This window comes from Lewinella sp. IMCC34191 (assembly GCF_003390935.1).
Lineage (GTDB): Bacteria > Bacteroidota > Bacteroidia > Chitinophagales > Saprospiraceae > Neolewinella.
On record NZ_QNQZ01000007.1, the window covers coordinates 208,595 to 233,941 of the forward strand.

Consider the following 25,347-nt stretch of genomic DNA (forward strand, 5'->3'; position numbering starts at 1 on the left):
GTTAGCGGGCGGCCGCCATTACCGGGAAGCTGACGACGAGGTCCGACCACATGAGTTCGACCGACTGGCCGTCCAGAGCGAAATCCATTCGCTCGGCGGGGGAGGAGGCCGGTTCGGACATCCCTTTCACCCGGATCAGGTCGTCGTCTTCGGAGTAATCGTAGGCACCCCACTGATCGGCCGTTTTGTTCAGGATGATCGTCCAGTCGTTTTTATCGGCCGGCAGGGTAAAGAGGGAGTAGGTACCGGCGGGAACCAGACTATTTTCCTCGCCGATGGTAACGTCTTCGGAAAAGGTGATCCGCGTGGCCTCATTGGCACCGGTGCGCCATACTTGTCCGTAGGGAACCAGGTCGCCGTAGATGGTGCGCTCGTTGACTGCGGGGCTGCCGTAGTTTATGGTCACGTCAACTCCGTCGATCGTTCCCTTGAGTTCCTTGCGGGGGCTCTTGATCGTCGTATCCAGCATGGAGACGGTGTATTGGTCGTTGCCCTGCATGCTGCTGCCTCCGGTTTCCATACCGGATTCGGAAGTCGGCGTGTTATCCGTCGTCTCTTCGGTGGAACCATTAGAGGGCGTGTTACAACCGAAAGCGAGGACGAGGGCGCAGAGCAAAAAGCCGTAAAAAGTCTTGCGATGCATAGTAGATTCGAATTAGTGAGGTAGTTCAGTCTGTTGAACGTGCAAACCTACAAAAGGTGAAACTAGACATCCGCTTTTTTCGATTCCGCCGCCAGGAGGGTGTCGACGAAAAAGGGCGAAGCGGAATAGTTGGCCCATCCGCCATCCACGAGTATCTGCTGCCCGGTAATGTGCTCGGCTCCCGGTCCGAGAAAAAAGCCGACCGCCGCCGCGACGTCCCGCGGAAGCCCTACGCGACCGTCCGGGTTCAGTTGTGCCCAGACGCCAGCGTAATCCGGTTCTTCCTCTTCCGTGCGCTCGGTGAGGGTCGCTCCGGGGGAAACGGTATTCACGGTAATACCGTGGGGGGATAAATCCAGGGTGAGTTGTTCCGCCAGCATGGCAATGGCCGCCTTCGACATACCGTAGGCCACCAGGTTGGGGTAGGCCCGATTGCCCACCGTGGAGCCGATCAGTACGATGCGCCCTCCGGTACCCGCATCCCGAAAATGCCGGGCCGCCGCCTGGGTGAGGAAGAACGTTCCCTTCAGATTCAGGGAGGTTACCTTATCGAAGCTTTCCTCGGTAAAGTCTAAAAAGTCTCCGAACTCGGTCAGGCCGGCGTTCGCGACGATCATCTCCAATCGGGTTCCCGCGAGGCCGGCGGCATAGTCAACCATGTCGCGCACGAAGTCGACCCGACTCGCATCGCCGGCACAGGTGAGGGCCTTGCCGCGGCCGAGATCGTTGAGGCGGCGGACTTCCTTTTCGGTGCGCTCCGCGTCCAGGTCATTGACCACCACCGTGGCGCCCCTTTCGATCAGGTACTCGGCGATCGCTAGACCGATGCCCGTCGCCGCGCCCGTCACGATAGCCGTTTTACCGGAAAATAAGTTGGCCTCCATAATAAGTCGATTTACAAACTTGTCTCTAAAGAGCGAATCCGTCACGATAGTTTTACCTTTCGCCCCCAATCGGCGGGGTGAAGGCACAATCGTTCAGACATGCAGGCATATCTCAATCTTCTGGATCACATTTTGCGCGACGGAATCCGGAAGGGCGACCGGACCGGGACCGGCACCCTATCGGTCTTTGGCCACCAGACGCGATACGACCTGACGGCCGGTTTCCCGCTGCTGACTACGAAAAAGGTACACTGGAAGAGCGTCGTTCACGAATTGCTGTGGTTCATCCGTGGCGATACGAATATCCGCTATCTCGTACAGAACGGAGTGCGTATCTGGAACGAGTGGCCGTTCCAGCACTACCTGGAGGAAACCGGTCAGGCCGATAGTTTGCCGAAGCACAGCCCGGAATGGAAGGAGGCCATGAAAACCTTCACAAAACGTATTGAAGCGGACGCTTCATTTGCCGGGGAGTGGGGCGAGCTCGGCCCGGTATACGGACGCCAGTGGCGCAACTTCAACGGCGTCGACCAGCTAAGGAATGTCGTCGAGGACATTCGCCGTAAGCCGGATAGTCGCCGCCACATCGTGACCGCCTGGAACCCTGCCGAGATACCCGAAATGGTTAAGTCGGGACTTCCCCCCTGTCATACGCTATTCCAGTTTTACGTCGCCGAAGGCCGGCTAAGCTGCCAAATGTACCAGCGTTCGGCCGATGTCTTCCTGGGCGTTCCGTTCAATATCGCCAGCTATGCCCTGCTCACCCATTTGGTGGCACGGGAGTGCGATCTCAAGGTTGGTGATTTCGTCCATACCCTCGGGGACGCCCACCTCTACCTGAATCACCTGGAGCAGGCAAAGCTGCAACGTAGCCGGGAACCCCGGTCGCTGCCGCGGCTGCACTTCGCGGACCGCGCCCCTTCCATGTTCGACATGGAGTACGACGATATCGAATTGCTGGACTACGACCCATGGCCGGCGATCCGCGCTCCGATCGCCGTTTAAGCATGGACGTAGCCAAGGAAATGGAACGGGCCGGCCACGAGTACAAGGCCAACAAGAAATGGGTAGCCCGTACCAAGGCCCGTCCGCCACGGGATCTGGACGAGCAATTCCACGGAGAGCACGAGGAGGCGTTCAGCCGCATTGACTGCCTGGATTGCGCCAATTGCTGCAAAACCACCAGCCCGATATTTCGCGACATCGATATCGACCGGCTGGCCCGTCATCTCGGGATTCGTCCTGCGGAATTGGTAGACCGTCACCTCCATATGGATAACGAGGGTGATTACGTCCTTAACCAGGCGCCCTGCCCTTTTCTGGGCGACGATAATTACTGCAGCGTATACGAAGCGCGGCCCCGTGCCTGCCGGGAATATCCGCACACCGACCGCAAAAACATGTTGCCCATCCTTCCGTTGACGCTGAGGAACACATTGGTGTGCCCCGCCGTCGCGCGAATACTCCGTTCGCTGCGGGAAAACTAAAGGAACCGTCCGTGAAATACCCCGGTATTAAGAAGCTGTACCGCATCCTCGAGAACTACGGTAAGGAAGCCGTACGCAGCGTGGCGTTCCTGCCGGTGCCGATGATCTTTACCGCCGTGGTGTTCGGCTACATCTTCTTCTGGTTAGAGAACAACACGACGATCAGTGACTGGACCTCGGAGACCTTCCCCGCCCTGGCCATCACGAGCCAGGACACCGCCCGGACCATCCTCGGGATGTTTATTGGCGGACTCATCACCCTGACCGTTTTCACCTTCTCGCAGATCATGATTCTGCTCAACCAGGTGGCCAATAGCTACAGCCCGCGACTGCTGCCCAAATTGACCGGGGATCGTTCGCTGCAGTTCGTCATGGGCCTGAACTTGGCCACCATCGTGCTGAATATCGCGGTGCTTCTGTCCATCCGGAGTAGCGACGATTACAAGATCCCGAATTTCTCGATCCTCATCTGCGTTTTCTTCGGCATTGTCTGCCTTTGTTTATTTGTCTACTTCGTCACGGCCATCACCAAGCGAATCCAGGTAGACAGCATCGTCAACGCGACCGCGAAGGAAGCGATGGACAGTTTGGAGCTCCAGAGCGCCCTATTGGAACAGGGGTACGCGGAGCAGGGCGTGCCGGAGAACGTCGGGGAATGGTACGTCGTGCCTTCTCCCATAAGTGGTTACGTCGGTTCGGTCGACCACGACACGCTGGCTAAGCTCGCGCAGGAGAGCGCCACCCGTTTTTACATCGGCGTCAGTAAGGGGCAGTACGTACCCAAGGGCCTCCCCCTGATGCAGTCGGAACAAATGCTCGACGAAGACAAGGTGGAGCAGGTCCTATCGGCGGTGGAACCCATTCGGAGTCAGTTTGACGATTGGTATTTGCCGAACCTTAAACAGCTCACCGAAATCGCGCTGAAGGCCCTGTCACCCGGCATTAACGACCCGGGTACCGCCCTGATGGTCATCGACCGGCAGACGGAGATCCTCGCCAAGCTGATGGAGGTCCCTCTGTACAATTACTACCGAAGGGAAGAGGGGGGCGAGGTCTGGTTCGCCAGGCACAGCTACCAGGAAGTGTTACAGACCCTGATGTCGGAGATGCGCTGCTACGCCAAATTAGATCCGCTGGTCATGCGCCGGCTCTTTCAGATGCTTTACCACCTGTTGGAATTGGCCGCCGGCGGACTTAGCTACCGATTGTTTATTCAAGGCGAGATCGCCGCGCTGCTGCGGGACGCCCGGCGTCACATCCGCAACCCGCACGACCGTAAGCAGATAGTGAGGGATATCTTCCTGCACCGCCGCTCCGTCAAGCACGCGACCCGCCTGCTCGAAAACAAGAATATCTTCGAAGCCGAACCGGAATCGGCCGGGGCGGCAAGTTAAAGCTTGTAATTAGGCTCCAGCCGACCGCCTTTCTCGTCGTAAAATTCCTGAATGATGGACAGCACGTCCTCCGGGCTATCGACAATGGGAATCAGGTCCATATCCTCCGGGCTGATGGTCTTCTCCCGTTCCGACATGGTGTTGAAGATCCAGTCGCGCAGGCCGGACCAGTATTCGGTCCCGACGAGGATCACCGGTACCGGGGAAATCTTTTTGGTTTGGATGAGCGTGAGGACCTCGAAGAGCTCGTCCATCGTTCCGAAGCCTCCCGGGCAGCAGACGAAAGCCTGGGCGTACTTCACGAACATCACCTTGCGGACGAAAAAATAGCGAAAGTCGATGTCCTTATCGTGGTCGACGTAGGCATTGCTGCTCTGCTCGAAGGGGAGGTCGATGTTCAGGCCGATGCTGGCCCCTTTGCTGTCGTGGGCGCCTTTATTGCCGGCTTCCATGATGCCGGGCCCACCACCGGTGATGATGCCGTAGCCTTCGCGTACGAGGAGCCGACCGATCTCGGAGGCAAGTTTGTAATACTTATGGTCGGGCTTGGTACGGGCGGAACCGAAGATGCTCACGCACGGCCCGATACGATTCATCACTTCAAAACCTTCCACGAATTCGCTGATGACCTTAAACATGGTCCAGCTGTTTTCACCGAAGGGTTCCGTATTCCATCGGCGGGGGGCATGACGTTCAAGCCCGGTAAAATCACTCATAATACTATTCGATTATCGGCATCAGGGACAACCCATTTGCCCGAAGGGAATGCCTGAAGACACTTAACGGTTTGAATTGGAAGAAATTTTAGGGTTCAGGCAACGCTTGTAGACTCCCTTACGTTCTTTCCAGCGAATATTCGCTTAACTACCCAAGAGCCACGACACGGCCAAATGAAACCTATGAACGCTTCTGCCATCCGGGCTCTGCCCAACCAAAATCGCACCGCCGCCTTAATGCATAAGCTCAGTAGTGAGCTCCGCACGCCGGACCACCGCCTGCATTCCTTCACCAGGCTGCGCGAAGACCTCTTTCTTGACGCGATGGACATCGAGCTGCTCGTGGCCGGGTTGGAGAGCAAATTAGAATACTACCTCACGGAGGAAGAAGCCGGCCAGATTGAAACCGTCGGTGATCTCCAGCATTTCTTTCTGCGGTAATCATCTATTTGGAGGGCGGTCCTTCCGAATCGGGCCGGCCCCGCTGTAGATCGAAATCGAACAGGAAGCCCTGGAAGTGGGAACGCAAAAGTAGGCGGTCCCCCTCCAGCGCGACGATCTCGTAGGTCATCGCCGGCGTTACGCCCGTCGTGGTGATCTCCTCCTCGGTTCGCTCGTAGGTACCCGTTTGGGCATCCTCGGCCATCAGGTTCGTTTCGAAGCGGCCATCCTCACCAAAAGCGAAGTAAAGCCCGGCGAGTACGCCGGTTTTGACGTTGTCCCGGCGGGCCTCGACGAGTTCCCAGCGTCCCTCCAGGGCGGAAACTTGCTCCTCGGTCAGTTCCGGTTCGGAGCCACAGGCACACAGTAAAAACAGCAGCAGGGCTGAAAAAATACGCATAGTCAGGGGGGTTGCATTTCCCAAAACGCAGCAAAGGGTGGATTGTTAAACCGGCTACCGTGCCGCCCGGCGTAGACGGTCATTGATGGCCAGACCCAGGCCGTTTTCCGGTACCATTTCAACGGTAGCTTCCCGGTATCCCGCGTCCGCGAGTGAGCGCAGGGTGACAAACAGCCGGTGAGCAGCCTCCTCCAGCTGGCCATTCTCCGAAAGACTGTACTCGTATGCGTTGCGTGCCGGAGATCCAAACCGTACTATGGCGTGCTCGGCGGTACCTGACCCGTCCGCTCGCTCAACCAGTGTAAGCGGTACGCCGGGAGAATAGTGCCGCGATAGCATGCCCGGGGCTTCCGGTCGGCTACTGCCATGGGTCCGTACGCTGACCGATTGCTGCAGAATGTCCTCCAGCTGCTCGACGGGCGTGCCTCCTTTTCGTAGGACGATCGGTTGGCCGTTCCCGTCAAAGGTGACGATGGTACTTTCTAAGCCCACGCGGCACGCGCCACCGTCCAGGATGTAATCGATCCGGTCACCCAGTTGGTCGGCTACGTGCCGCGCGGTCACGGGGCTGACGTAACCAAAGGGATTGGCACTTGGCGCGGCTACGGGGAAGTCGACGCGGGATAGCACATCGCGCGTCAGGGGGTGGTCCGGTACCCGCAGCGCAACGGTCCCCAGGCCGGCGGTAACCAGGTCGGGTACGGTAGGTTGGCGCTCTAACACCAGGGTAAGTGGTCCCGGCCAGCAGGCCTCCGCCAGCGCACGGGCTCCCTCGGGTACGCGGCGGGCGTAACGAAAGATGCGGTCCGTGTCCGATTGATGCAGAATTAGCGGATCGAAGCTGGGGCGGTTCTTGGCGCGAAAGATATTGGTGACGGCCCGTAGATTCAGGGCGTGGCCGCCCAGGCCATATACCGTTTCGGTCGGTAGTGCCACGAGTTCACCGCGGCTGAGGCGTTGGGCGGCTTCCGCCGGGTCCGTTCCGATAATCGCTTGCACGGCCGCAAAGCTAGCGTGCTAATGGTAGACGGTATAGCTGATGTAGGGAATCGGGGCGGCAAATACGCTTTCCGCATCGAGAAAGACCCCCATGACGCCGTACGACCAGCGGTGCCTCCGCTTGGCGACGGACACGTTCAGCGATGGCAGGATGCCCAGACCGTCAAATTTGTCGAAGTACCCTAGCATTTCTCCGTAGAGGTGCAACCGGCGGCTTACCCGCACGCCCGTACCTACGCGGAAGTTCATGATCGATCCTCCGCCACCGCCGTAGAACATACCGACGCCGGCGTGAAAAAACTGGGAGGCACTCCCTACGGTAAGCATCGAGGTCAGGTCGCCAACTACCGGAAATTCCTCCCCCGCAGCGGCGGCGATCGGCACGATCAGAAATTCGTTGCTCACCCCGATGTGCAGGTAGTCATTCAGCGAGGTGCGGTAGCGTTGGCTGAACAGGATGCCCAGCGGCCCGGCCAGTCCGGTACCGATCTGGAAGTGATCGTTGAGGCTCCAGTCGATGGAGTTGTAGATCAGCATGACCGATTTGAATCGCCGATCGCTTGAATAAGGAAGCGCCGTACGGAGATAGGTGAGATCGTCGAGATCGCGGATAGCAACGGATGAGCGTGTATCCCGAAATGGCAATGACTGCTCGGGAACGTAGAGGCCCAGGTGGCGAAGCTCATCGGTGGGAATGGCCACGGGTTCGGGGACGGTGGCCATGAGAAGGTACAGGCTGTCCGGAGTTATGCTCATCACCGTACCCCGCAGGCGGGTGTAGTCGCGGAGTATGACCTGGTGCGTCTGGCTGGTGTCGCCTATACCGACCAGGGGGTTGATGCGATCTTCATAATTTTGAGCCGGCAAGGTACAAGCCGAAATAACCAGAAAAAGCCACAGAGAAATGCGCATGCAGGGTGGGGTGTACCGTAATGGACGGTAAGTTAGCCCTCCGGCGTTTGTCAGTGGCACCAATTCCAGTAATCCTTTGAAAGCTCTCCGGGACGTTGTCCATAGCCGCCCAAACCGGCTTTTCATCTATCTGGCCGGATTCTTCGTGGCCAACGCGCTGGTGGCCGAACTGATCGGGGTGAAGATATTCGCCCTGGAAACCACCCTCGGTCTGGAACCCTGGAAGCTCAATCTTTTTGGGGAAGAGGGGGCCCTGCAATTCAGCGCCGGCGTACTCCTGTGGCCGGTTGTCTTCGTGATCACCGACCTGCTGAACGAGTACTTCGGCGAACGGGGCGTACGCCTGCTTAGCTACTTGACCGTGGTCCTCATCGGCTATGCCTTTCTCATGATCTTTCTCGCTATTCAGCTCGAACCGGCGGAGTGGTGGCGCGACGGAGCGCAGGTACAAGGTGTTCCAGATAATCAGGCGGCCTTCCGGGTAACCTTCGGTCAGGGGCTATTCATCATCGTCGGCTCCCTCACGGCCTTTCTCGTGGCGCAGCTTACCGATGTTTTCGTCTTTCACCGAATTCGGGAGCGGACGGGCAACGCGCGCCTATGGCTCCGCGCTACGGGGTCGACCCTGGTCAGTCAGCTGGTCGACAGTTTCGTAGTTCTCTACATCGCCTTCATGCTAGGTCCCCAGTTATTTGGGGGCGTAAGTGAACCGTGGCCCTGGTCTCGCCTGCTTGCCGTCGCTACCGTCCAGTACGGTTTCAAGTTTACCATGGCCGTCCTGCTTACGCCGGTTATCTACTGGGGGCACGATCTTATTGACCGCTATCTAGGGATTGACCGGTCAGCGCCGGAGCTATAGGCTGTCGATCCTCATCCCACAGGCCGACCAATACGGCCTCACCGAATTCATCGATCATCAGGCCTCCGTAACGGGCCCGGGCGAAACGCTCCGCGGTGCCTTCCTGAAAAAAGTAGCTGTCCGCGGCCAGCTTGACGATTCCGGAGCGCATTCTACCTGCGCGCCGCCGCCTGAATTGTATTATCCGTTCTCTTTCCGCTAGGGGGGAGACGTTGGGCTGTATTCGTTGGAATCGGGCTACGTTAGCGTCGTCCGTAGTGAAGACCAGGTAGCCGAGCGGCGGTATCTCCGAGCGAACGAGGTCGTCATCAATCCGGTACCGCAGCTGCATATAGTCACCCTGTAGCAGGGAGCGCGGGTCCACGGGCGCCAGTTCGAATAAGGCCAGTTCACCCCGTGAGATGATTCGTTCCTTGTCGGCAACGAACCAGATGGTGTAAGCGACAACCGCGAGTACGCCGAGGAAGGGAAGTATGCGTCGCCAATTACTCACGGCTGCGGGCATTTATCCGGTGGAGGACGAAATAGGCTACCAACAGAAGACTGCCCACCAGCATCAGGTTGATCGATTTTCCGAGCAGGTCCCACCGCAGATCGTAGTAGTACTGTACGGTAAAGTAGGCCAGTCCCGCGATGGCAAGGCCGATACCCAGCAGGTGCTGATTACGAAAGCTGAGAATCAGCAGCAGCAGGCAGCCCAGGAAGAGCGGCAGGACGGTCGGAATCCCGCCGGCATTCGGAAAGAGAACACCGACCCAGCGGCACCAGACAAGGGTGAGCATAAATCCCACGGCGATACCGGACCGGAACGGGGAGAGTCGCCGGTCGCTTACCAGCCGGTACTCGTAGAAAGTGAGCCCTGTCAGAATCGCAGCGCAACCGAACAGTGCCAGCCAGGTCCACCAGGGGGACTGCTCTACCAAGTGGAGAAATACCAGGCAACCGGGCAGGGACAAGGCGGCCAAAAGGATCAGGTAATAGTTGCGGGTGAACACCACCGTAGCCAGCGCGATAACGAGCACCGGAATAACGAGAAAAGCGGTTTCGATGGACGGCGGCAGGCCCACCATGATCAAGCCAACGCCCACCAGGTAGCCGCATACGGTCGTGGTGGCCAGGAAGGCCTCCCTGTGCGTCCGCCCGAGGAGGATCGTGACGATGATGAGCACGATACCCAGGCCTACGGAGACGATTGGCTCCTCGAGCAAGTTGGTGAGCCACAGGAACAGGAGGAACAGCAGACTGGACAGAAAACCGCCCAGCCCGGAGAGTACGCGGAGCGCCTGGTCGCTGTCGTTTCCCTGCCGTAGGCGCTCGTCCGCCTCCAGTTCCGGTTCCCGGATCGTAAAGGGCGACCGGGCGCGATCCTGGAGGTAATCAATCGTTCGTCTGTCCACGCCAGCTGCGGTTGAGTCGGTTAAGGTAATGGACCAGCAGGGTCACGCCACCCAGGATGAGCAGGCCGGCAAGCAGGAAACTATCGAGAAAATTCGCCCAGCGCAGCAGCAGAAAATTCAGGGTGATGAGGCTGCCTCCACCCACCAGCGCGAGGTAATAGATCGAACGCTGGCGCAGGGCGAGCAAGACCCAGCCGGCGTAGGCCAGCGCGGCGAAGAGAACCGTAAAGAACAGCTGCTGTGGGTAGTCGTCGTAGGCCCCGGCACTGATGTTGACGGTGGCTACGATGACCGCCCAGAAGGCGACCAGCTGCAACAGCCAGTTGAAACTCGGGCGCGTACGGAAGCGGGACCAGAGGTACATCCAGCAGATCAGGTTACAGCCGAAGAGGAGCATGCCGGTAACCAGGAAAGAGAGCTCGATACCGATTTGCTGGGTGTAGGTGATGAAGGCGGCGTTGATCAGGCCGACAAAAACGAGGTAGAGGGGCGCGAAGGGAACGGAGACTACCCACGGTAGGCTGAGCACCAACCAGCCAAAGAAAAAATCATAGGCGTTGGCGCCGGTCTGATACACCTGGCCGAGAACCGCCAGGACGGCACCGATCAGCACGACGGCCGCAGTATGTACTACCGAGCGGGTGAGCCGTGGGAGGGGAGCAAAGGACCCGGTAAGACCGGCTATCAAAAAGGTGCCGAGAGCGATACCGATCTTGGTACGTCCGGAAAGGGCCTCCCAGTTGTACGCGAAGAAGAAAAAAATGCCGCTCAGTAAAAAGGACGCGCCCGCACCGAGGAGCAAATATTCGAGCAGCCGGCGCCAATCTCGTTCGGAGGCGTAAACATCGGTTTCCAGCGTTCGCTTGACATCCTCCGTTCGCCAATCGCTGTTTCGGGCGACCAGGTGAATTTCTTCGCGACTCGCTTTGTGCATGGCACTAAATTACGCTTTCCTTCCGCTTTCGAAACTAGTCACGCTCGCAAACCAACTGCAGGAACAGGCGCAACCTGCGGAAGTAGGTATCGCCACCGGTCTCGGTCAGGTCGTCGTGGGCCGCCCCAGGTACGATGTACAGTTCCTTGTCCGTAGAGGCGAGCGCGGCGTAGAGTCGACGTCCGTGATCGGCGTCGATGCTGCGGTCTGCTTCCCCGTGGACGACTAGAACGGGTTGCCAGACCGAGACGGCGGCCCGCTCGGGCTCTACATCCCGGTGGCGAAAATCGGCGATTCGTTCGGCGCGGTCGAGGAGTGCGTCGGTGAAGGGGCGGGGTAGGGCTACGCCCGTTTCGCGGCAGGCGTAAGCGTGGGTGATGTCACCCAGGTGGGTGAAGGCGCTCTCGATGATGCCGAAATCGATCTCGCTGGTACGGGCCATCGCCTGCAGGGCCACCGCTCCGCCCATGCTGTGCCCGAACACCCCGGTGGGCAGACCGGGCGAAAGATGCTTGAGGTAACGGACCGCATCGACGACATCTCGCCACTCGTGATATCCGAAGGTCGTGACCCGTCCGCCGCTGCGTCCGTGGGCGCGGGCATCAAACAGGAATACATTGTATCCGTAGGGGATAAGCTGGGGCAGGTATTCCAGGTAGGCCTCTTTGGCGCTGTCCTTCCCGTGCAGCATCACGAGGTTACCGCGCGGCGGTACGGTGGCCGGCACGTAAAAGGAGGAAAGGAGGAGGCCGCCCGCCGTCTTCAGGTTTGCTTCCTCGAATTTAAAGCCAAGGTCACCGGGGTCCAGATTGATCAGTCGCCGCCGGGGTTGTACGATCCGGTTGGGTAGCCAGATCAGGAGGGCGTAGAGGATGACCATGCCGGAAAAAAGAAGAAATATCCACAGCATATCGAAAGATAGTCTATCTCCGGGGGCCGGTAGGGGACCTTCGTCGAAAGGACTCTCCGGGAAGCTGACGAAAAGGCTATTTTCCCTACCAAAGTTTATCCCTTGCGCTCAATTATCCTCTCCCTGTTCTTCTTGTTTGCCCTGAGCCTTCCGGGGCAGGAGCAATTTTCAGATTGGCGAGCCGTCATGCTTCCGCGGTCGGATCGGTCCGTGGAAATTACGGAGACCATCACCGTAATCAGCGAGGGGGACCAGGTTAAACGGGGCATCACCCGGTCCTTACCCGATTCCCGGCGGCATCCGCTGCGTATTCTATCCGTAGAGCGGGGTGGTCGCGAGGAGAACTATCATACTAAAAAAAGTGGGGGAACGACTACGATTTACGCCGGGCAGAAGGACGTAATGCTACGGCCCGGAACCTACGGTTACCGTATACGATATCGCATCGATCGGGCCGTCGTGCGCGAAGGAGAGCTGGATGAATTGCAGGTGGAGATTATCGGACCGGACGTCACGCTGCCGGTAAGGCGGGCCAGTGCGGAGGTCGAACTTCCGCCGGATTTGCAAGTGGTGCAACGCAGCTGTTACACCGGCCGCAATCGGGAAGCGGCGGGAAACTGCACCATGACCGCCGCGGATAGCGGACGGATGTCCTTTACCGCTACCGGGCAACTGGGAAACGGTGAACAGCTATCCGTAGCGGTGGGCTTCGCTCCCGGATACTTTGACGAACCGAAACCCGGCTCCATGTCGGCTGAGGAATCCGTCGCGGTGCCCTGGTGGCGGGGGGAAGGGAGCGTCATGCTATTTCTGCTGGCTGCTATCGGCATGCTTTGGTACGGTTACCAGAGTTGGCGGAAATATGGTGTCGATCCGGAAGGCCCCCCGGTTGGAGCCGTTTACGCGCCTCCCGGTGATCTCTCCCCAGCCGCTGCCGGCTACGTATACACCACTTTCGATACGAACGCAATCCCCAATTTCACCGCCAGCATTCTCTATCTGGCTACCCGCGGCTACCTGCGGATCGAGGAAGTGGAAGAGGCCGGGGTATTCTCAACGAGCTACACGTATGTGCTGCGTGCGTCGGAAGAAGCACCTCCAACATCGGCGCTCGCCCCCGAACAGCTATTCGTGTACGAACGCTTGTTTGCTGACGGGCCGGAACTACGGCTGGAAGAAAACTACGATAAGCAGTTCCAGAAAATCGCCAACGAGCATGCCGAGCGCGTCAAAAAAACTTATGCGGGGCGACGCGAGGTACAGACCAACGGATGGAAGGTGCTGCCCCTGGTTGGCATCTTTACGGCAACCCTGATTCCCGCTGTATTACTTCTCAAATCGGATACCACGGGATGGGCCTTGCCGGCCTTTGTCGGATTTTTATCGCTGGGGGGCATCGGGATCTTCCTGTACGCCTGGCTGATTCGGAAACCCTCCGCCGAACTTGTCGCGCTGCGCACGGAGTTGGAGGCGCTGCGTGACTATCTCGGATTGCCCGAGGAAAAGCGGAAGCGCCTGCTGAACGCTCCCAAGATGGATAAGGACCACTACGAGGCTTTGCTTCCCTACGCCATCGCCCTGGGGATCCACACCAAGTGGTCGGATTATTTTGGAGACCTCCTCAGCCAGCACGGGTATAATCCGGTATGGATGAGTGGCGCCGGCGCCTTTCAGGCTCACCGGTTCAATGACAACTTCAATCGGGTAGTGGGAAGCAGCAGTACACCGCCCGGCACCTCCGGTTCGGCATCGGCCGGCGGAGGATCGGTAGGGGGCGGTGTCGGCGGCGGCGGCGCGGGTGGATGGTAATATTCTACCTTCGTTGCAAATCATGCATATGACCGCACAGGAATACATCGATCTGGAAGATCGTCATGGCGCACACAACTACCATCCCCTGCCGGTGGTGCTCAGTGAAGGGCGCGGCGTATATCTATTTGATACCGACGGGAAACAGTACTTTGACTTTCTGTCGGCTTATTCGGCGGTAAATCAGGGGCATTGCCATCCCCGTATCGTGTCCGTAATGCAGGCGCAAACGGAGCGGCTTACCCTGACCAGTCGCGCCTTTTATAATGATCGCCTGGGGCCCTACGAGCAGTACCTGACGGAATACTTTCAGTTTGACAAGGTGCTGCCGATGAATACCGGGGCCGAGGCCGTGGAGACCGCCATCAAGATCTGCCGGAAGTGGGGATATGAAGTGAAAGGCATTCCTCCGGATCAGGCGCGCATCATCGTCTGCGGGCAGAATTTTCACGGTCGAACGACTACGATTATCAGTTTCAGCTCCGACCCCAACGCACGCGGCAACTTCGGCCCGTACACGCCGGGTTTTGAATCTATCCCGTATGGAGATACGGATGCGTTACGTCAACAGCTGGCGAAAGACCCGTCCACCATCGCCGGTGTCCTGGTTGAGCCGATCCAGGGGGAGGCTGGCGTCTTCGTTCCCGATGACAACTACATCCCCGACGTGGCGCAAGCCTGCCGGGACAACAACGTACTGTTTATAGCCGACGAGATCCAGACGGGCATCGGTCGTACCGGTGCACTGTTGCGTATCTGCGGCGATTGCAGCTGTGCCGGTCACTGCGAGCGCCAGGAAACTTACACCCGTCCGGATGTACTGATACTGGGTAAGGCCCTCAGCGGTGGGACCTATCCGGTATCCGCGGTGCTGGCCGACGATGCCATCATGGGGGTGATCCGGCCCGGTCAGCACGGCAGTACCTTCGGGGGGAACCCGGTAGCCTGCGCGGTTGCCCGCGAAGCGCTGGAAGTGGTACGGGACGAAAAGCTCACGCAGAACGCTCGGCAGCTCGGTAACTTATTTCGCGAGCGGATGCAGCAACTCGTGGACCAATATCCGGACCGGCTGAAGCTGGTCCGGGGTAAGGGTCTATTGAACGCGCTGGTCATCAATGATTCGCCGGAGGGGGAAGCCGCCTGGAATCTTTGCCTGGAACTGGCGGATCGGGGACTGCTTGCCAAACCTACCCACGGGAACATCATCCGTTTTGCGCCGCCCTTGGTCATTTCGGAAGCGGAGATCCGGGAGGCCTGCGATATCATCGCGGATGCGGTCCGGAATATGCCGGAGAAATAAGTGGCGAAGTCGGTCGCGCAGGTAGCCTAACCCTTTAGAGCGTGGCGGTAGCGCTCCAGCCGGTCGGTCCCGATGTACTCCGTACTGATGAGTTCGGCGGAAGGGGGCAACTCGGGCGCGGCCAATCCGCGGCCGAAGCGCGGGGTGCCGGTGAATATGCAGGCTTCGTCCCAGAAACCGAATTGAAGGAAGGCCGTCAGCGTGGCGGCTCCACCCTCCACGGTTACGTGCCCGAACTTGAGGGCGTGGAGTTTGCGCATGATCTTTTTCATGGCCTTTTTATTCAGTTCCTTATCCTTGATCTCGATGGTTTCGGCCTTGAGTTTAGCCGGTTTGCGACCGGTAAACACTAGCGGTTTTTGTCCTGAACCAAAGATGGCTTCCTTGCCCGTGAGCCGGTCGCGCAGATCGATGATCACCGGGCGGGGGTCAGGACCGGGGAAGAGCCGGCTATTCAGCTTCGGGTTGTCTTCGATGATGGTGCGCGCACCGACAATGATAGCGTTGGTATTGGTGCGCCAGCGATGCACCAGGCGGCGCGAAATATCGTTCGTGATCCAGTACTTTTTCCCGCGGTCCCGGGGGCGCAGGAAGCCGTCTACGGACTGGGCGTATTTCAACAGAACGTAAGGTCGCTGCTCGGTGGTAAAAATGAATCGGTTCGCATTGGTGGCCTCGGTAGGCGCAAAGTCCGGGTATTCCTTTACCCTCACTCCGGCCTCCCGGAGTATGCCGGCACCTCGACCGGACACCTCGTCGCTGGTGTCGCGTTGGGCAAAAACGACCTTCCTGATCTGCTCCTTGAGGATAAGCCCGGTACATGCCGGGGTTCGACCCTTTATGCAACAGGGTTCCAGACTCACGAAGAGGGTAGAATCAGCGACTAAATTTCTATCCTCCTCGCGCACGGAGGCCAGGCAGTTAACTTCCGCGTGTGCCTCGCCGGCCTCGTGGTGGTAGCCTTCTCCGATTATCCGGCCATCGTGTAGCAGGACGGCACCAACGCGGGGATTGTCGGCCACCTTGGAGTCGGCCAGGCGCGCCAACTGAGCAGTCCGGGCAAGAATGTCAATATTTTTCACAAAGATGCTGATTTTAGTATGGCACTCACGGTATATCAAAAATCGAGTCTGTTACCTGATTTCAGTGGTTGTATTTTATCATAAGTACTATATTTGAGAAAATTGTGATAAAAAATCGCAACCAAATTCGCTTTTTGTTCTTGCAGTTGTCACAAGCTCTATAACACACATTATTCTCATGCAACACCGAGTTCCCTTAAAAAATGCGCCGGAAACGGCCATCCTGGACGACCATGTATACGAGGATCTACAGCGAGATGCCCATTTACAAGAACTGGATTTCTTGAACAATCTCCGCCTACACTCCTCCGGCTGCGTGGTATTCCAGAAGACTTTCAAATGCGATACGGCAAAGAAAGGCTACCGGACCGAAACCATCTACCTGCATAAGTTAATTGCCGAGCGGTACCTAGCCCACAAGCGAACCGGTGAACGGAAACTTGTCGGATCGATCAATGGCAGCAAGCTGGATTGCCGGATCGAGAACCTGGAGTACAGGAGTCGTTCCGTAGCCAGCCGGAAGCGCCGTTCCTCCAGCAAAATAGGTTACACCGGCGTTTATAAAGAAAATAATCGCTACCGCGCCGTCATTTCGGTCAATCGCCGAAGCGTGCATATCGGTATGTTCGGAACCGCGGAGGAAGCCGCACTGGCTTACAACAAGAAATCAATGGAGCTTTACGGCAAGCTAGGCAAGATCAACAAGATCCGCCAGGGTGATCTCTCGCTTTCCGACGGGTCCCGGTAGTGCCTTCACCCGAAAGCCCGCCGCCCGCAGGTTACGTTTGAATTGCCCCTTAGCGCAGTAGGTGACTAGCGCCCCCCCAGGCTTAAGCCAGGTTGCACACCGCTCCATGGCGGAAGCCGTCCACAGCTCCGGCTGGTCTTCCGGCGCGAATGCATCGTAGTAGATCAGGTCGTATACCGGAGACGGTGTGACGTCCAGAAAATTTTCCCGGTACTTGCGGAAATGAAAACGGTCGGTGATGAGCGTTTCTATTCCGAATTCAGTTTGATGAAGAGCCTGAAAGGTGTCGGCGTTTATCCCCAATTGTTGCGGATAATTGAGTTTGCCGGCCTGTTCCTCGTCGATGGGAAAGAGTTCGTACGTGTCGTAGTATATGCTAGCGTGCGGATAATTAGAAAGCTCAGTCAGCGTAAGCAACGCGTTCAGGCCGGTACCGAAGCCCATTTCCAGGATACGAATCTCTGTTTTCCCGTCATCCAGCAACCGACGCAGTCCGGCCTCTACGAATACGTGGCGACTTTCGTTGATGGCACCGTGCGTGCTGTGATAGGTAAGGGCCGGGTTTTCCAGGGACCGCAGGCTATGACTGCCGTCCTTGGTAAGAAATAGTTCCCCTTGCATTAGGCGGGCTGCCGCAGTTCATCTACGCGGATGTCCAGATGGCTGGCATCGTAGACACTCATTCCATTCTTGATCAGCAACACCTGAGGCGATTCGTGCCGGACGGCAAAGGTAGAGGCGATGTGGTTGCTGATGTCGCGGTGGCGAAGCAAGTCCAGGTAGTAGGGCTCAAGGTCCGCTTCGTCAAGATCCCACTGCTTTTCGAGCCGGTGCTTGGCCAGGCTGCTGATGGGGCAGGTCGTGCTGTGTTTGAGTATCAGGCAGGGAACGCGGTGACTGCGCTCGATAATCGCCTCGATGTCGTGTATACGGTCAATCGGGGTCCAGTTCATTCGGTACGGCTTGGGGAGTTAGACTGCGCTAAAAGAGCAGCGCTACTAGTCCGGAAACAAGCTCTTCCACGGAAAAGTTGGTGCCCGGGCAACCGTACCCCCGGTTGCAGGAACTCAGTAACAACAGGCTGGCTGCGGTAAGTAGGGTAGTAGAGCGCTTGAAATGCTTCATAGGTAGAGAAAGAATGTCGGAACTGCCGGGCAGTGATGAATAAGCGAACGGCGTGACCGAATCAGAACTATTCCAACAACCCACCGGGGGGAAAGCGGGTTGACTTCATTAGGGCAATTAGCCGCTAAAGCGTACTTTTGCCCGCCCCACCTCCGGGTGGTCTGCTAGCAAACTAAAACCGAATATGGCCAGAAAATTAGCCCTCCGAGACGCCCTGCGTGAAGCAATGATCGAAGAAATGCGTCGTGACGACACCGTTTTCCTGATGGGCGAGGAAGTCGCCCAGTATAATGGTGCCTATAAAGTCAGCAAGGGTATGCTGGACGAATTCGGTCCGGAGCGCGTGATCGACACGCCCATCGCCGAGCTCGGATTCGCTGGTATAGGCGTAGGCGCGGCCATGAACGGCCTCAAGCCGATCGTGGAGTTCATGACCTGGAACTTCGCCATCCTGGCTTTCGACCAGATCGTCAACAACGCCGCCAAGACCCTCAGCCAGTCGGCCGGCCAGTATTCCTGCCCGATCGTCTTCCGCGGCCCGAGTGGCAGTGCCGGTCAGTTGGCGCAGCAGCACAGCCAGACCTTCGAGAGTTGGATGGCCAACACGCCCGGCCTAAAGGTCGTATCCTGCACCGATCCCGCTGACGCGAAAGGCCTCCTGAAGAGCGCCATCCGTGACCCCGATCCGGTCTGCGTGATGGAATCGGAGTTGCTATACGGCTACGAAGGCGAGGTACCGGAAGGCGAGTATCTGGTCGAAATCGGCAAAGCCGCCGTTCGCCGGGAAGGTACGGACGTAACCCTGGTGAGCTACAATAAAATGATGCTGCCCACCATGGAGGCCGCCAAGATCCTCGAAGGAGAGGGCATTAGTGCAGAGGTGATCGACCTGCGCACCATCCGCCCGATGGACCGCAAGACCATCGTCGAATCCGTCAAGAAAACTAATCGCTGCGTCGTCATCGACGAAAGCTGGCCCTTCGCCGGGGTAAGTTCCGAGATTGCCTACGAGATCCAGAAGTCGGCTTTCGACTACCTGGATGCGCCGGTCATCCGCGTGAACTCCGCCGACGTAAACCTGGGCTACGCCGCCAGCTTCGTGGAAGAGTTCCTCCCGAACGCGGAGAAAATCGTACGGGCCGTCAAGCAAGTCGCTTACGTCCAGTAATCGTCGCAGCTCGCATGGCTCAAGCCAAATAGGTAATCGTGGTCCGGCCGTTTAGGGCAGGAAGACGCACTTACCCGCAGGGCCTTCACCGTTCTCCAGTTCGGTGAAGGCTTTTTTGTACTCCATGAGGCCGTATTCGCGGCCGATCTTCACCTTAAAGCCGTGTTCCTCGGCCAGGTCGTAAAGCTTGTGCAGGCTGTGATGCGTAATGTCCGTTAGCATCGGTACGTGCTTCTTATCGCTCAGTTTGTTGTTGACGAAGCTGGATACGTAGCTGGTCAGGCCAGGCTGCAGATTAAGGTAGGTGCCGTATTTCTTCAGCAGGGCTTTGGCTTCTGACCAGGGCAAGGTGCCGGAAGCGTCAAGAATGATATCGTAACGGTGGTCCTCCTTTGTCACGTCGGTGGTTTCGTAATCGACGGTCCGGTTGGCACCGAGTTCGCGCATGATGTCCTGGTGGTGGGGGCCGGCCACCGCGGTAACATTGGCGTTATCCATTCGGGCCAACTGGATGGCGGAGTTACCCACGCCGCCGCTGCCGCCGTTGATCAGGACATCGACGCCGCGCATGTCGACTTTCTCGTGCAGCGCCTGGTAGGCCGTTGCTCCGACGAGGGGCAGACCGCCCGCCTCACTCATGCTCATGGAGGGAGGCTTGGCGTGTATCTGATCGGGGGTCACGACGACGAAGTCGGCCATGGCACCCATTTCCTTCAGGCTGATGGCTCCGAAGACCTCTTCTCCGGGCTCGAAGTTGGTCACCTTGTCGCCGACCTGGCGGATGATGCCGGCGAACTCGAGCCCCATACGGCGCGGCCATTGGTGACCGTCGACCATTTTCATTTTCGCATTTCGGATCTTCCAGTCGACGGGATTGATGCCGGCCGCTTTTACTTCAATCAGGATTTCTTCCGCACCGGGCTCGGGCTTGTCGACCTCCGCGAGGTACATCTTGTCAATTCCGCCGTAGTCGTCGTAACGTAACTGTTTCATTTTTGCTGGTTTCTTGATGTATGTCGGAGCCGGGGGCAAGGTTCGGCCCCTTTGATGCTGGACAAGCGTAGTAAACTGCCGCATCCGCCAACGATTCAGGGCGGCGGGGCGTCTTCCGGGTAAATCCAGCTATGCGCCTTGCTATTCTCCTTGTCAGTACCCTGTTGCTCTCGATCCTTTCCTGCTCCACAGACGGGGCGGCAGATTCCCCCGAACTGGTCGGTACCTGGCAGCTCCGGGAATCGTACGCGGATCCGGGAGACGGGTCGGGCACCTTTCGCCCCGTGTCTTCGGATAAGGTACTCGTATTCCGGCCCGACGGGACCTTCCGATCGAATAAGAACTTCTGCGTTCCCGCCATTCCCGCAGATCAAGAAACTACCGGCAGCTATTCCACTGCGGAGGGTACGCTGACGCCGGACTGTGCGGGCGCGCGGCCGTTACCGTTCGAGCTGCAGGGAGAGACCCTGGAGCTAAGTTTTCACTGCATCGAAGGCTGTGGAGAACGGTACCGGAAGGTAAGCGACGCGGGGAATATGGAGTAGGCCGGTCCTATTCCGCTGACACCCCCCGAAACGGGCCATAGACCGCGCGCCGGAAATCGTGGTGCAGACCGACCCGGTCGAAGGGAAATAGCTGTACGAACAGGACGGCCGTTAACTCATTGGCCGGGTCTACCCAGAACACCGTGCTGGCGGCGCCGTCCCAGAAAAATTCACCAACCGCCCCCGGGTTTTCTTCCGCCGTGGCGGGCGGGCGTTGGCGCACGGCGAAGTCGATCCCGAAGCCGACCTGCCCCTTGCTGGGTAGCCAGAGCCGCTCGCTTACGTCATCGGCGAGCTGGTTGGTGCGCATCAAACGGACCGTGGCCGGTTGAAGAATGGTAGTTCCGTTCAGCGAGCCTTCGTTGAGCAGCATCCGGGCGAAGGTCATGTAATCGTCCAGGGTGGAGGTGAGTCCGAAGCCTCCGGGGGTCAGCGCCCACCGCTCGGTATTAAATGCGTGCGCGTCCTCATTCGGGAGCTGGGAGAGCGTGCCGTCATCGTCGCGCAGGTAGGCGGCCGAGAGCCGGTCGCGGTCCGCTTCGGGAACGAAGTAGCGGGTGTCGTTCATGCCCAGGGGATCGAGTACGTGCTCGCGTAGGTAGTCGTCGAAGGACTGTCCGGATAGCCGCTCCACCAGCAAAGCCTGGACATCGACCGATGGCCCGTAATGCCACTGACTACCCGGATCGAATAGCAAGGGAAGGCGACCGAGCCGACTGCCCATTTCCGTAAGCGTATTCTCGTAGTTCATGACGTCCGCAGCAGCGTAGGCTTCCTGCAGGCCGGGCGTATCCCCGCCGCTGTAGAAGCCAGCGGTGTGCCGGGTAATGTCACGGACCGTTATCGGACGTTCCGGTTGCCGGGTTTGCATTTTACCTGCGCTGCCGCCGCCCGCATAGACCTGGACATCCGCGAACTCGGGGAGGTGATCCGCGAGGGGATCGTCCAATTTAAATTTGCCTTGCTCGTACAGTTGCATGAGGGCCACGCCGGTGATCGGCTTGGTCATGCTGTAGATCTGTACGATGGTGTTGCGGTCCATGGGCACGTCGCGTTCGCGGTCCGCGTCACCGAAGGCGCCGAAGTACTTCTCTTCGCCCTTTTCATAGATCAGGGCGGATATGCCGGCGATGTCGCCGTCCCGGACGAAGCCGCTCAGGGTGCTGTCGATCCGTTCGACTGCCGCTTCGGTTACGACCGGGGTGCGCGGCCAGCTTTGCTCGGCGAGGGCGCGGGTCTTCTCGATGCCTTCCCGGGCCGGCAGGCTATCCCCCTCGTACTCTATGCCGAGGTATCCGTCGTAGCCGGAGCCGCGAATGATGTCGAATAGCGTCGCGAAGTCCATATCCGGTTCCTGCCCGTCGGCGGTGAAGTTGAAGGCTTTCACGCTGACCCCGCCGGCGTAGGGCATCAACTCCTGCGTGCCCTCGTAGCGATTGTAGCGCTGGGTGCAGTTTCCGCCCCACAGCTGGCCGTTGTCGCGCTGGTAGCACCAGTTGTCAAAGTCGGCCACCGCGCCGACCCCGGAGGGGGAAAGGCGCCGGAGCATCTCGGTGAGCCAGGCCCCGTTGCTGCTCCACCCGCCGTGGTTCTCCACCAGGATGCGGACGCCGCTGGCCCGGGCGGCTTCCGCCAGCCTACCGACCCCATCGGTCGCGGCTTCCAACACCTCCTCATAGCTGCCGTCACCGTGGGCATTGACCCGCAGGTCCCGGATGCCGAGGTGCTCGGCTGCCGCTACCCACTCCAGATGGCGGGCGACGGCGGAGTCCCGTTCGGCGGGATCGGAGGAGGCCAGGTTGCCCGCGCCGTCGATGAGGAGCATCGTGAGGGCGATACCCGCTTCGTCGGCCGCCGTGCGCAGGCTATCCAGAAAATCTCGGTCGTTCGCCCGGTCGGCGAAGAATTGGTTGACCAGCTCTACGCCGGCGAAATCCATCTCCCCGGCGGTGGCAATGAACTCGAAGTTGTCCATCTCACCGTCGAATAATGCCCGGTGAAAGGACCACTGGCCGAGGGAATACCGCGGTCCCACCGCCGTCCCCGCCTCGGCTTCTTGCAGGGGTTGTTCCGTGGCGGTGCAGCCCAGGAATAGCAGGATCGGAATCAGGTAGCGCATGTCGAAGACTTTCCGGTAAGATAGCGCCGGCCGCGGTTAGCGGGTTGCTTCGAGGGTGTTCTCCAGCAGGAGTACGTCGGTACGGCTTTGCCGCCACCGCCGGGCCAGGGTATCGGGCACCGGGGCCGGATTGAGCGTGAAGGAGCCCAGCGCGATATCCACGTCCCCGTCGTCGTCGTAGTCGCCGGTATCCAGAATGAGCCACCGTCCATCCAGGGCCATCGGCGTAGTGGCTGCCCGGAAGGAGAGGGTAGGGGAGCGGCGCTCCAGGTAAACGAAGGAGGCATCCGGTTGCCGGCCGAAATCGGCGAAATTGCAGGCGACCGCGATATCCACGTCGCCGTCGCCGTCAAAGTCGCGGGCGGCCACCCGGGTCGCGCCGGGCAGGGGTTGGAAGAAAGACTCCGTAAATTGATTCGAGCCGTCGTTGGTATAGATGCGGACGCCGTGGTATGGCTTGGTAATATTGCTGTAGTCGGCATTATCCCCGTGAGCGGTGATGATATCCCGGTCACCATCTCCGTCGATATCCACCAGGTCAAACCAGCTGGTTCCGTACACGGCGGGAAAACGGAGTAAGCTTTCGCGCTCGAAGGTGTGGTCGGGCTGCTGGTAGAGTACGTCGATGCCCTCGTCACCCTGGGCGTGCAGCAGTATGAGATCCCGTAGTCCGTCGCCGTTCAGGTCGTCGGCCACGACGCGGGTAGCCCCCGGCGTGCCCGTCAGGCGGCGGTAGCGATAGTCACCGTTTGCGTCGGGATCGAGGATGGAGAGCACGCCCGAGTAATTGCCGTACTCGCAGATCACGATTTCCTTTTGTCCGTCGCCGTCGATATCCGTCTGTAGATGATGCACCGGCCGGTGGAGGCTGTCGCGCACGACTTCCGGATTGCCGTCGGTAAGCCGGTATAGTTTTCCGTTGCTGGCCTCCGTCGGGTAGATATTGCCGATTTCGAGCAACAGGGAATCCGTTCCCGATGCCGTGAAGTGGACCAGGGGAAAGCGTAGTCCGGGCAGTGTATCGACTCGGTCGTTCACGGCGAGGCGGGTGAGCTGGCCGTAGCCATCCCCGACGTTCAATCCGCCCTCTCCCTTGCCGATGTAGGTAACGAGGGAACCGTCGCGGTCGTCCAGGGACAGCGGACGGGCGACGAAGCCTTCCAGGGGAGCGAGCTCCCCTACGGGCGGCAAGGTCAGGCTATCGGGAGCGCGGTCCAGAATGTACTGGCGGACGGTTTGCCAATCTTCCCGATCGACGGTCGGCATCTCCGGGTAGAAGCCGTGGGCGCGGGCGAGTTCGTACTCCCCCGGCGGTAAATAATTGGCCGGGTTGTAGTCGACCGCCCGGATGCCCATCCGGGCCGCCATTTCCGGCAGGACTCGCTTTTCCCAGATGGCTCGCGGCAGTAACGACGGATCGACGACCTGGTGACAGCTGCCACACATCGAGGTAAACAGCTTTTGCTCGTCGGGCTCGGGGGAACATGACTTCAGTAAAAACAGGCTGATACCGGCTACAAACAGAAAGAGAACAATGCGCATAGGAATCACGAAATGCCGAAGATACGTCGGTGACCGGTCCCGCCGATAAGGCGACCGTTCCATCATACGGCCGGGAAATTTTAGGTTTTTGGTCGGACACGCCTTTATCTTAGCCAAGCAGTCGACGGTAATCCGTTGCCGAACTTACTCTAGTCGTATCCTCCAGCAAAACATTTACTCAAAACCAGCGTCCGCACCCGCGTACGCCGGCAAAGGGTGGGTGGATAGGTAGGAGTATGGCCGGCGGCGGGCGATCCGAGACAAGTTTTCTATCTACCAGTTGTCTCTCATGAAACGTCTTGATTTTACACGCTTTTCTTACACCAATTTATTTACCGTTTCGCGCATACTGCGAAAACAGCCCAAACAAATCGAGCTTACGCCGCAGCTGCGGTGTAAGCTCGAAAGTGCTTACCTGGAAACGGGAGGTGCTGACGCCCCACCGGTCGATCGTCCATTTTTGCGGCGAGCGCAGGAAGAATGGAAATTCCAGGAGGTGATGGAATGTATCCGTACCTCGACCTGCCAATACTGCCGTCGGGAGGATGAACTGATCAGCTACAAGATCAGAAAGGTCACGGCGCTGGTCATTCGGCATCGGATCGGCGACCGTACGGAATTCGCCTGCCGGAAATGCGCCTGCCGCCGGCTTGCGGCAAGTACCCTTCAAACCTGTATGACCGGCTGGTGGTCACCGGGCGGCCTAAGCGCTACGCCCTATTCCATCTTCCGTAACGCGCAAACCCTGTTGCTGGAGTTGTCCCGGGCCGAAATGCAATGGGTCGTCGGTGCCGCCCAAAGCCTGCGGTCCTGGATCGATCGGCTAAACCTCGGTAAGCCGGACATCGAGGATGCAGTTGCCCTGCCCCACCTGGCGCTGGAAGAAGGAGAGGCCGAATGTCTCGTCCCGGCCGGCTAGGCTGCACGGGCGGATTTTCCC

Annotated in this window: 28 protein-coding genes; 11 read left to right on the plus strand and 17 right to left on the minus strand. The window is 58.8% G+C overall.

Annotated elements, in window-relative coordinates; genetic code table 11:
* Position 1 precedes the first annotated feature (1 nt).
* Both DRW39_RS14700 and DRW39_RS14705 read right to left on the minus strand, forming a co-directional pair.
* On the minus strand, positions 2 to 643 hold the full coding sequence (locus tag DRW39_RS14700) for a DUF2911 domain-containing protein (RefSeq protein ID WP_232830159.1): 642 nt from the start codon (positions 641 to 643) through the stop codon (positions 2 to 4).
* Positions 644 to 705: 62 nt separating this feature from the next.
* A complete protein-coding gene (locus DRW39_RS14705; protein ID WP_116107816.1) occupies positions 706 to 1,527 on the minus strand; it encodes an SDR family NAD(P)-dependent oxidoreductase in 822 nt (273 codons plus the stop codon).
* A 99-nt stretch (positions 1,528 to 1,626) separates the two neighbouring features.
* Between DRW39_RS14705 and thyA the strand changes: the two genes are divergently transcribed.
* From thyA to DRW39_RS14720, 3 genes are read left to right on the plus strand one after another with little or no spacing between them, the layout of a single operon-like run.
* The gene (gene thyA, locus DRW39_RS14710) at positions 1,627 to 2,532 is read left to right on the plus strand and encodes a thymidylate synthase (RefSeq protein WP_116107817.1); all 906 of its coding nucleotides are present in this window, start codon (positions 1,627 to 1,629) and stop codon (positions 2,530 to 2,532) included.
* A gap of 2 nt (positions 2,533 to 2,534) precedes the next feature.
* A complete protein-coding gene (locus tag DRW39_RS14715) occupies positions 2,535 to 3,014 on the plus strand; it encodes a YkgJ family cysteine cluster protein (protein ID WP_116107920.1) in 480 nt (159 codons plus the stop codon).
* Between the two features lie 11 nt (positions 3,015 to 3,025).
* Positions 3,026 to 4,408: a DUF2254 domain-containing protein gene (locus DRW39_RS14720; RefSeq protein ID WP_116107818.1), complete on the plus strand. Its 1,383-nt coding sequence runs from the start codon at positions 3,026 to 3,028 to the stop codon at positions 4,406 to 4,408.
* Here the strand turns inward: DRW39_RS14720 and DRW39_RS14725 are convergent.
* Positions 4,405 to 5,124, minus strand: coding sequence for a TIGR00730 family Rossman fold protein (locus DRW39_RS14725; RefSeq protein WP_116107819.1), 720 nt, complete (start codon positions 5,122 to 5,124; stop codon positions 4,405 to 4,407). The genes DRW39_RS14720 and DRW39_RS14725 overlap by 4 nt on opposite strands.
* A 183-nt stretch (positions 5,125 to 5,307) precedes the next feature.
* Between DRW39_RS14725 and DRW39_RS14730 the strand changes: the two genes are divergently transcribed.
* Complete coding sequence (locus tag DRW39_RS14730) at positions 5,308 to 5,565, plus strand: hypothetical protein (protein WP_116107820.1); 258 nt, start codon at positions 5,308 to 5,310, stop codon at positions 5,563 to 5,565.
* A gap of 4 nt (positions 5,566 to 5,569) precedes the next feature.
* Here the strand turns inward: DRW39_RS14730 and DRW39_RS14735 are convergent, their stop codons facing one another.
* Genes DRW39_RS14735 through DRW39_RS14745 form a run of 3 tightly spaced genes read right to left on the minus strand, consistent with a single transcriptional unit; the run spans position 5,570 to position 7,876 of the window.
* On the minus strand, positions 5,570 to 5,965 hold the full coding sequence (locus DRW39_RS14735) for a hypothetical protein (RefSeq protein WP_157976132.1): 396 nt from the start codon (positions 5,963 to 5,965) through the stop codon (positions 5,570 to 5,572).
* A 54-nt stretch (positions 5,966 to 6,019) separates the two neighbouring features.
* Entirely contained in the window at positions 6,020 to 6,964 is a 945-nt protein-coding gene (locus tag DRW39_RS14740) for an L-threonylcarbamoyladenylate synthase (protein ID WP_198664898.1), read from the minus strand.
* 18 nt (positions 6,965 to 6,982) lie between these two features.
* A complete protein-coding gene (locus DRW39_RS14745; protein ID WP_116107822.1) occupies positions 6,983 to 7,876 on the minus strand; it encodes a hypothetical protein in 894 nt (297 codons plus the stop codon).
* 76 nt (positions 7,877 to 7,952) lie between these two features.
* On the opposite strand from DRW39_RS14745, the gene DRW39_RS14750 reads away from it, so the two are divergent.
* Positions 7,953 to 8,735, plus strand: a complete 783-nt coding sequence (locus DRW39_RS14750) for a queuosine precursor transporter (protein WP_116107823.1) — start codon at positions 7,953 to 7,955, stop codon at positions 8,733 to 8,735.
* On the opposite strand, the gene DRW39_RS14755 is transcribed toward DRW39_RS14750, so the two are convergent.
* Genes DRW39_RS14755 through DRW39_RS14770 form a run of 4 tightly spaced genes read right to left on the minus strand, consistent with a single transcriptional unit; the run spans position 8,689 to position 11,976 of the window.
* Entirely contained in the window at positions 8,689 to 9,228 is a 540-nt protein-coding gene (locus DRW39_RS14755) for a GDYXXLXY domain-containing protein (RefSeq protein WP_157976133.1), read from the minus strand. The genes DRW39_RS14750 and DRW39_RS14755 overlap by 47 nt on opposite strands.
* On the minus strand, positions 9,221 to 10,132 hold the full coding sequence (locus DRW39_RS14760) for a DUF4401 domain-containing protein (RefSeq protein ID WP_116107825.1): 912 nt from the start codon (positions 10,130 to 10,132) through the stop codon (positions 9,221 to 9,223). Before DRW39_RS14760 ends, DRW39_RS14755 begins: the two co-directional genes overlap by 8 nt.
* Entirely contained in the window at positions 10,113 to 11,066 is a 954-nt protein-coding gene (locus DRW39_RS14765; RefSeq protein WP_116107826.1) for a DUF2157 domain-containing protein, read from the minus strand. Before DRW39_RS14765 ends, DRW39_RS14760 begins: the two co-directional genes overlap by 20 nt.
* A gap of 34 nt (positions 11,067 to 11,100) precedes the next feature.
* Positions 11,101 to 11,976, minus strand: a complete 876-nt coding sequence (locus DRW39_RS14770; protein WP_116107827.1) for an alpha/beta hydrolase — start codon at positions 11,974 to 11,976, stop codon at positions 11,101 to 11,103.
* A gap of 102 nt (positions 11,977 to 12,078) precedes the next feature.
* On the opposite strand from DRW39_RS14770, the gene DRW39_RS14775 reads away from it, so the two are divergent.
* Positions 12,079 to 13,785, plus strand: coding sequence for a DUF2207 domain-containing protein (locus DRW39_RS14775; RefSeq protein WP_116107828.1), 1,707 nt, complete (start codon positions 12,079 to 12,081; stop codon positions 13,783 to 13,785).
* Positions 13,786 to 13,807: 22 nt separating this feature from the next.
* On the plus strand, positions 13,808 to 15,085 hold the full coding sequence (rocD, locus tag DRW39_RS14780) for an ornithine--oxo-acid transaminase (protein WP_116107829.1): 1,278 nt from the start codon (positions 13,808 to 13,810) through the stop codon (positions 15,083 to 15,085).
* Positions 15,086 to 15,111: 26 nt separating this feature from the next.
* Here the strand turns inward: rocD and ribD are convergent, their stop codons facing one another.
* Complete coding sequence (ribD, locus tag DRW39_RS14785) at positions 15,112 to 16,167, minus strand: bifunctional diaminohydroxyphosphoribosylaminopyrimidine deaminase/5-amino-6-(5-phosphoribosylamino)uracil reductase RibD (protein WP_157976135.1); 1,056 nt, start codon at positions 16,165 to 16,167, stop codon at positions 15,112 to 15,114.
* 178 nt (positions 16,168 to 16,345) lie between these two features.
* Between ribD and DRW39_RS14790 the strand changes: the two genes are divergently transcribed.
* Entirely contained in the window at positions 16,346 to 16,915 is a 570-nt protein-coding gene (locus DRW39_RS14790) for an AP2 domain-containing protein (protein WP_116107831.1), read from the plus strand.
* Here DRW39_RS14790 and mnmD read toward each other — a convergent pair.
* Genes mnmD through DRW39_RS22290 form a run of 3 tightly spaced genes read right to left on the minus strand, consistent with a single transcriptional unit; the run spans position 16,856 to position 18,040 of the window.
* Positions 16,856 to 17,536: a tRNA (5-methylaminomethyl-2-thiouridine)(34)-methyltransferase MnmD gene (gene mnmD / locus DRW39_RS14795; RefSeq protein ID WP_116107832.1), complete on the minus strand. Its 681-nt coding sequence runs from the start codon at positions 17,534 to 17,536 to the stop codon at positions 16,856 to 16,858. The two genes, DRW39_RS14790 and mnmD, sit on opposite strands and share 60 nt — an antisense overlap.
* Positions 17,536 to 17,868: a bacillithiol system redox-active protein YtxJ gene (gene ytxJ, locus DRW39_RS14800; RefSeq protein ID WP_116107833.1), complete on the minus strand. Its 333-nt coding sequence runs from the start codon at positions 17,866 to 17,868 to the stop codon at positions 17,536 to 17,538. Before ytxJ ends, mnmD begins: the two co-directional genes overlap by 1 nt.
* 28 nt (positions 17,869 to 17,896) lie before the next feature.
* Complete coding sequence (locus DRW39_RS22290; protein ID WP_157976136.1) at positions 17,897 to 18,040, minus strand: hypothetical protein; 144 nt, start codon at positions 18,038 to 18,040, stop codon at positions 17,897 to 17,899.
* 184 nt (positions 18,041 to 18,224) lie between these two features.
* On the opposite strand from DRW39_RS22290, the gene DRW39_RS14805 reads away from it, so the two are divergent.
* Positions 18,225 to 19,208: a pyruvate dehydrogenase complex E1 component subunit beta gene (locus tag DRW39_RS14805; RefSeq protein WP_116107834.1), complete on the plus strand. Its 984-nt coding sequence runs from the start codon at positions 18,225 to 18,227 to the stop codon at positions 19,206 to 19,208.
* Between the two features lie 51 nt (positions 19,209 to 19,259).
* Here DRW39_RS14805 and DRW39_RS14810 read toward each other — a convergent pair whose 3' ends face one another.
* Complete coding sequence (locus DRW39_RS14810; RefSeq protein ID WP_198664899.1) at positions 19,260 to 20,201, minus strand: NADP-dependent oxidoreductase; 942 nt, start codon at positions 20,199 to 20,201, stop codon at positions 19,260 to 19,262.
* A 131-nt stretch (positions 20,202 to 20,332) separates the two neighbouring features.
* Here DRW39_RS14810 and DRW39_RS14815 point away from each other — a divergent pair, with 131 nt between their 5' ends.
* Complete coding sequence (locus DRW39_RS14815) at positions 20,333 to 20,746, plus strand: lipocalin family protein (protein WP_116107836.1); 414 nt, start codon at positions 20,333 to 20,335, stop codon at positions 20,744 to 20,746.
* Positions 20,747 to 20,753: 7 nt separating this feature from the next.
* Here the strand turns inward: DRW39_RS14815 and DRW39_RS14820 are convergent, their stop codons facing one another.
* Together DRW39_RS14820 and DRW39_RS14825 are read right to left on the minus strand one after the other, a co-directional pair.
* Complete coding sequence (locus tag DRW39_RS14820; protein ID WP_116107837.1) at positions 20,754 to 22,865, minus strand: serine hydrolase; 2,112 nt, start codon at positions 22,863 to 22,865, stop codon at positions 20,754 to 20,756.
* 36 nt (positions 22,866 to 22,901) lie between these two features.
* Positions 22,902 to 24,407, minus strand: coding sequence for an FG-GAP repeat domain-containing protein (locus tag DRW39_RS14825; protein ID WP_198664900.1), 1,506 nt, complete (start codon positions 24,405 to 24,407; stop codon positions 22,902 to 22,904).
* Between the two features lie 289 nt (positions 24,408 to 24,696).
* On the opposite strand from DRW39_RS14825, the gene DRW39_RS14830 reads away from it, so the two are divergent.
* Positions 24,697 to 25,326 (plus strand): hypothetical protein, encoded by a 630-nt coding sequence (locus tag DRW39_RS14830; protein ID WP_116107839.1) that lies wholly within the window; start codon positions 24,697 to 24,699, stop codon positions 25,324 to 25,326.
* Positions 25,327 to 25,347: the final 21 nt, after the last annotated feature.

Bases quoted from the DNA above. Each gene is read 5' to 3' on its own strand.
- DRW39_RS14700 (WP_232830159.1), bottom strand. From the start codon at position 643: ATGCATCGCAAGACTTTTTACGGCTTTTTGCTCTGCGCCCTCGTCCTC.
- DRW39_RS14705 (WP_116107816.1), bottom strand. From the start codon at position 1,527: ATGGAGGCCAACTTATTTTCCGGTAAAACGGCTATCGTGACGGGCGCG.
- thyA (WP_116107817.1), top strand. From the start codon at position 1,627: ATGCAGGCATATCTCAATCTTCTGGATCACATTTTGCGCGACGGAATC.
- DRW39_RS14715 (WP_116107920.1), top strand. From the start codon at position 2,535: ATGGACGTAGCCAAGGAAATGGAACGGGCCGGCCACGAGTACAAGGCC.
- DRW39_RS14725 (WP_116107819.1), bottom strand. From the start codon at position 5,124: ATGAGTGATTTTACCGGGCTTGAACGTCATGCCCCCCGCCGATGGAAT.
- DRW39_RS14730 (WP_116107820.1), top strand. From the start codon at position 5,308: ATGAACGCTTCTGCCATCCGGGCTCTGCCCAACCAAAATCGCACCGCC.
- DRW39_RS14735 (WP_157976132.1), bottom strand. From the start codon at position 5,965: ATGCGTATTTTTTCAGCCCTGCTGCTGTTTTTACTGTGTGCCTGTGGC.
- DRW39_RS14745 (WP_116107822.1), bottom strand. From the start codon at position 7,876: ATGCGCATTTCTCTGTGGCTTTTTCTGGTTATTTCGGCTTGTACCTTG.
- DRW39_RS14765 (WP_116107826.1), bottom strand. From the start codon at position 11,066: ATGCACAAAGCGAGTCGCGAAGAAATTCACCTGGTCGCCCGAAACAGC.
- DRW39_RS14770 (WP_116107827.1), bottom strand. From the start codon at position 11,976: ATGCTGTGGATATTTCTTCTTTTTTCCGGCATGGTCATCCTCTACGCC.
- rocD (WP_116107829.1), top strand. From the start codon at position 13,808: ATGCATATGACCGCACAGGAATACATCGATCTGGAAGATCGTCATGGC.
- DRW39_RS14790 (WP_116107831.1), top strand. From the start codon at position 16,346: ATGCAACACCGAGTTCCCTTAAAAAATGCGCCGGAAACGGCCATCCTG.
- mnmD (WP_116107832.1), bottom strand. From the start codon at position 17,536: ATGCAAGGGGAACTATTTCTTACCAAGGACGGCAGTCATAGCCTGCGG.
- ytxJ (WP_116107833.1), bottom strand. From the start codon at position 17,868: ATGAACTGGACCCCGATTGACCGTATACACGACATCGAGGCGATTATC.
- DRW39_RS22290 (WP_157976136.1), bottom strand. From the start codon at position 18,040: ATGAAGCATTTCAAGCGCTCTACTACCCTACTTACCGCAGCCAGCCTG.
- DRW39_RS14805 (WP_116107834.1), top strand. From the start codon at position 18,225: ATGGCCAGAAAATTAGCCCTCCGAGACGCCCTGCGTGAAGCAATGATC.
- DRW39_RS14810 (WP_198664899.1), bottom strand. From the start codon at position 20,201: ATGAAACAGTTACGTTACGACGACTACGGCGGAATTGACAAGATGTAC.
- DRW39_RS14815 (WP_116107836.1), top strand. From the start codon at position 20,333: ATGCGCCTTGCTATTCTCCTTGTCAGTACCCTGTTGCTCTCGATCCTT.
- DRW39_RS14820 (WP_116107837.1), bottom strand. From the start codon at position 22,865: ATGCGCTACCTGATTCCGATCCTGCTATTCCTGGGCTGCACCGCCACG.
- DRW39_RS14825 (WP_198664900.1), bottom strand. From the start codon at position 24,407: ATGCGCATTGTTCTCTTTCTGTTTGTAGCCGGTATCAGCCTGTTTTTA.
- DRW39_RS14830 (WP_116107839.1), top strand. From the start codon at position 24,697: ATGAAACGTCTTGATTTTACACGCTTTTCTTACACCAATTTATTTACC.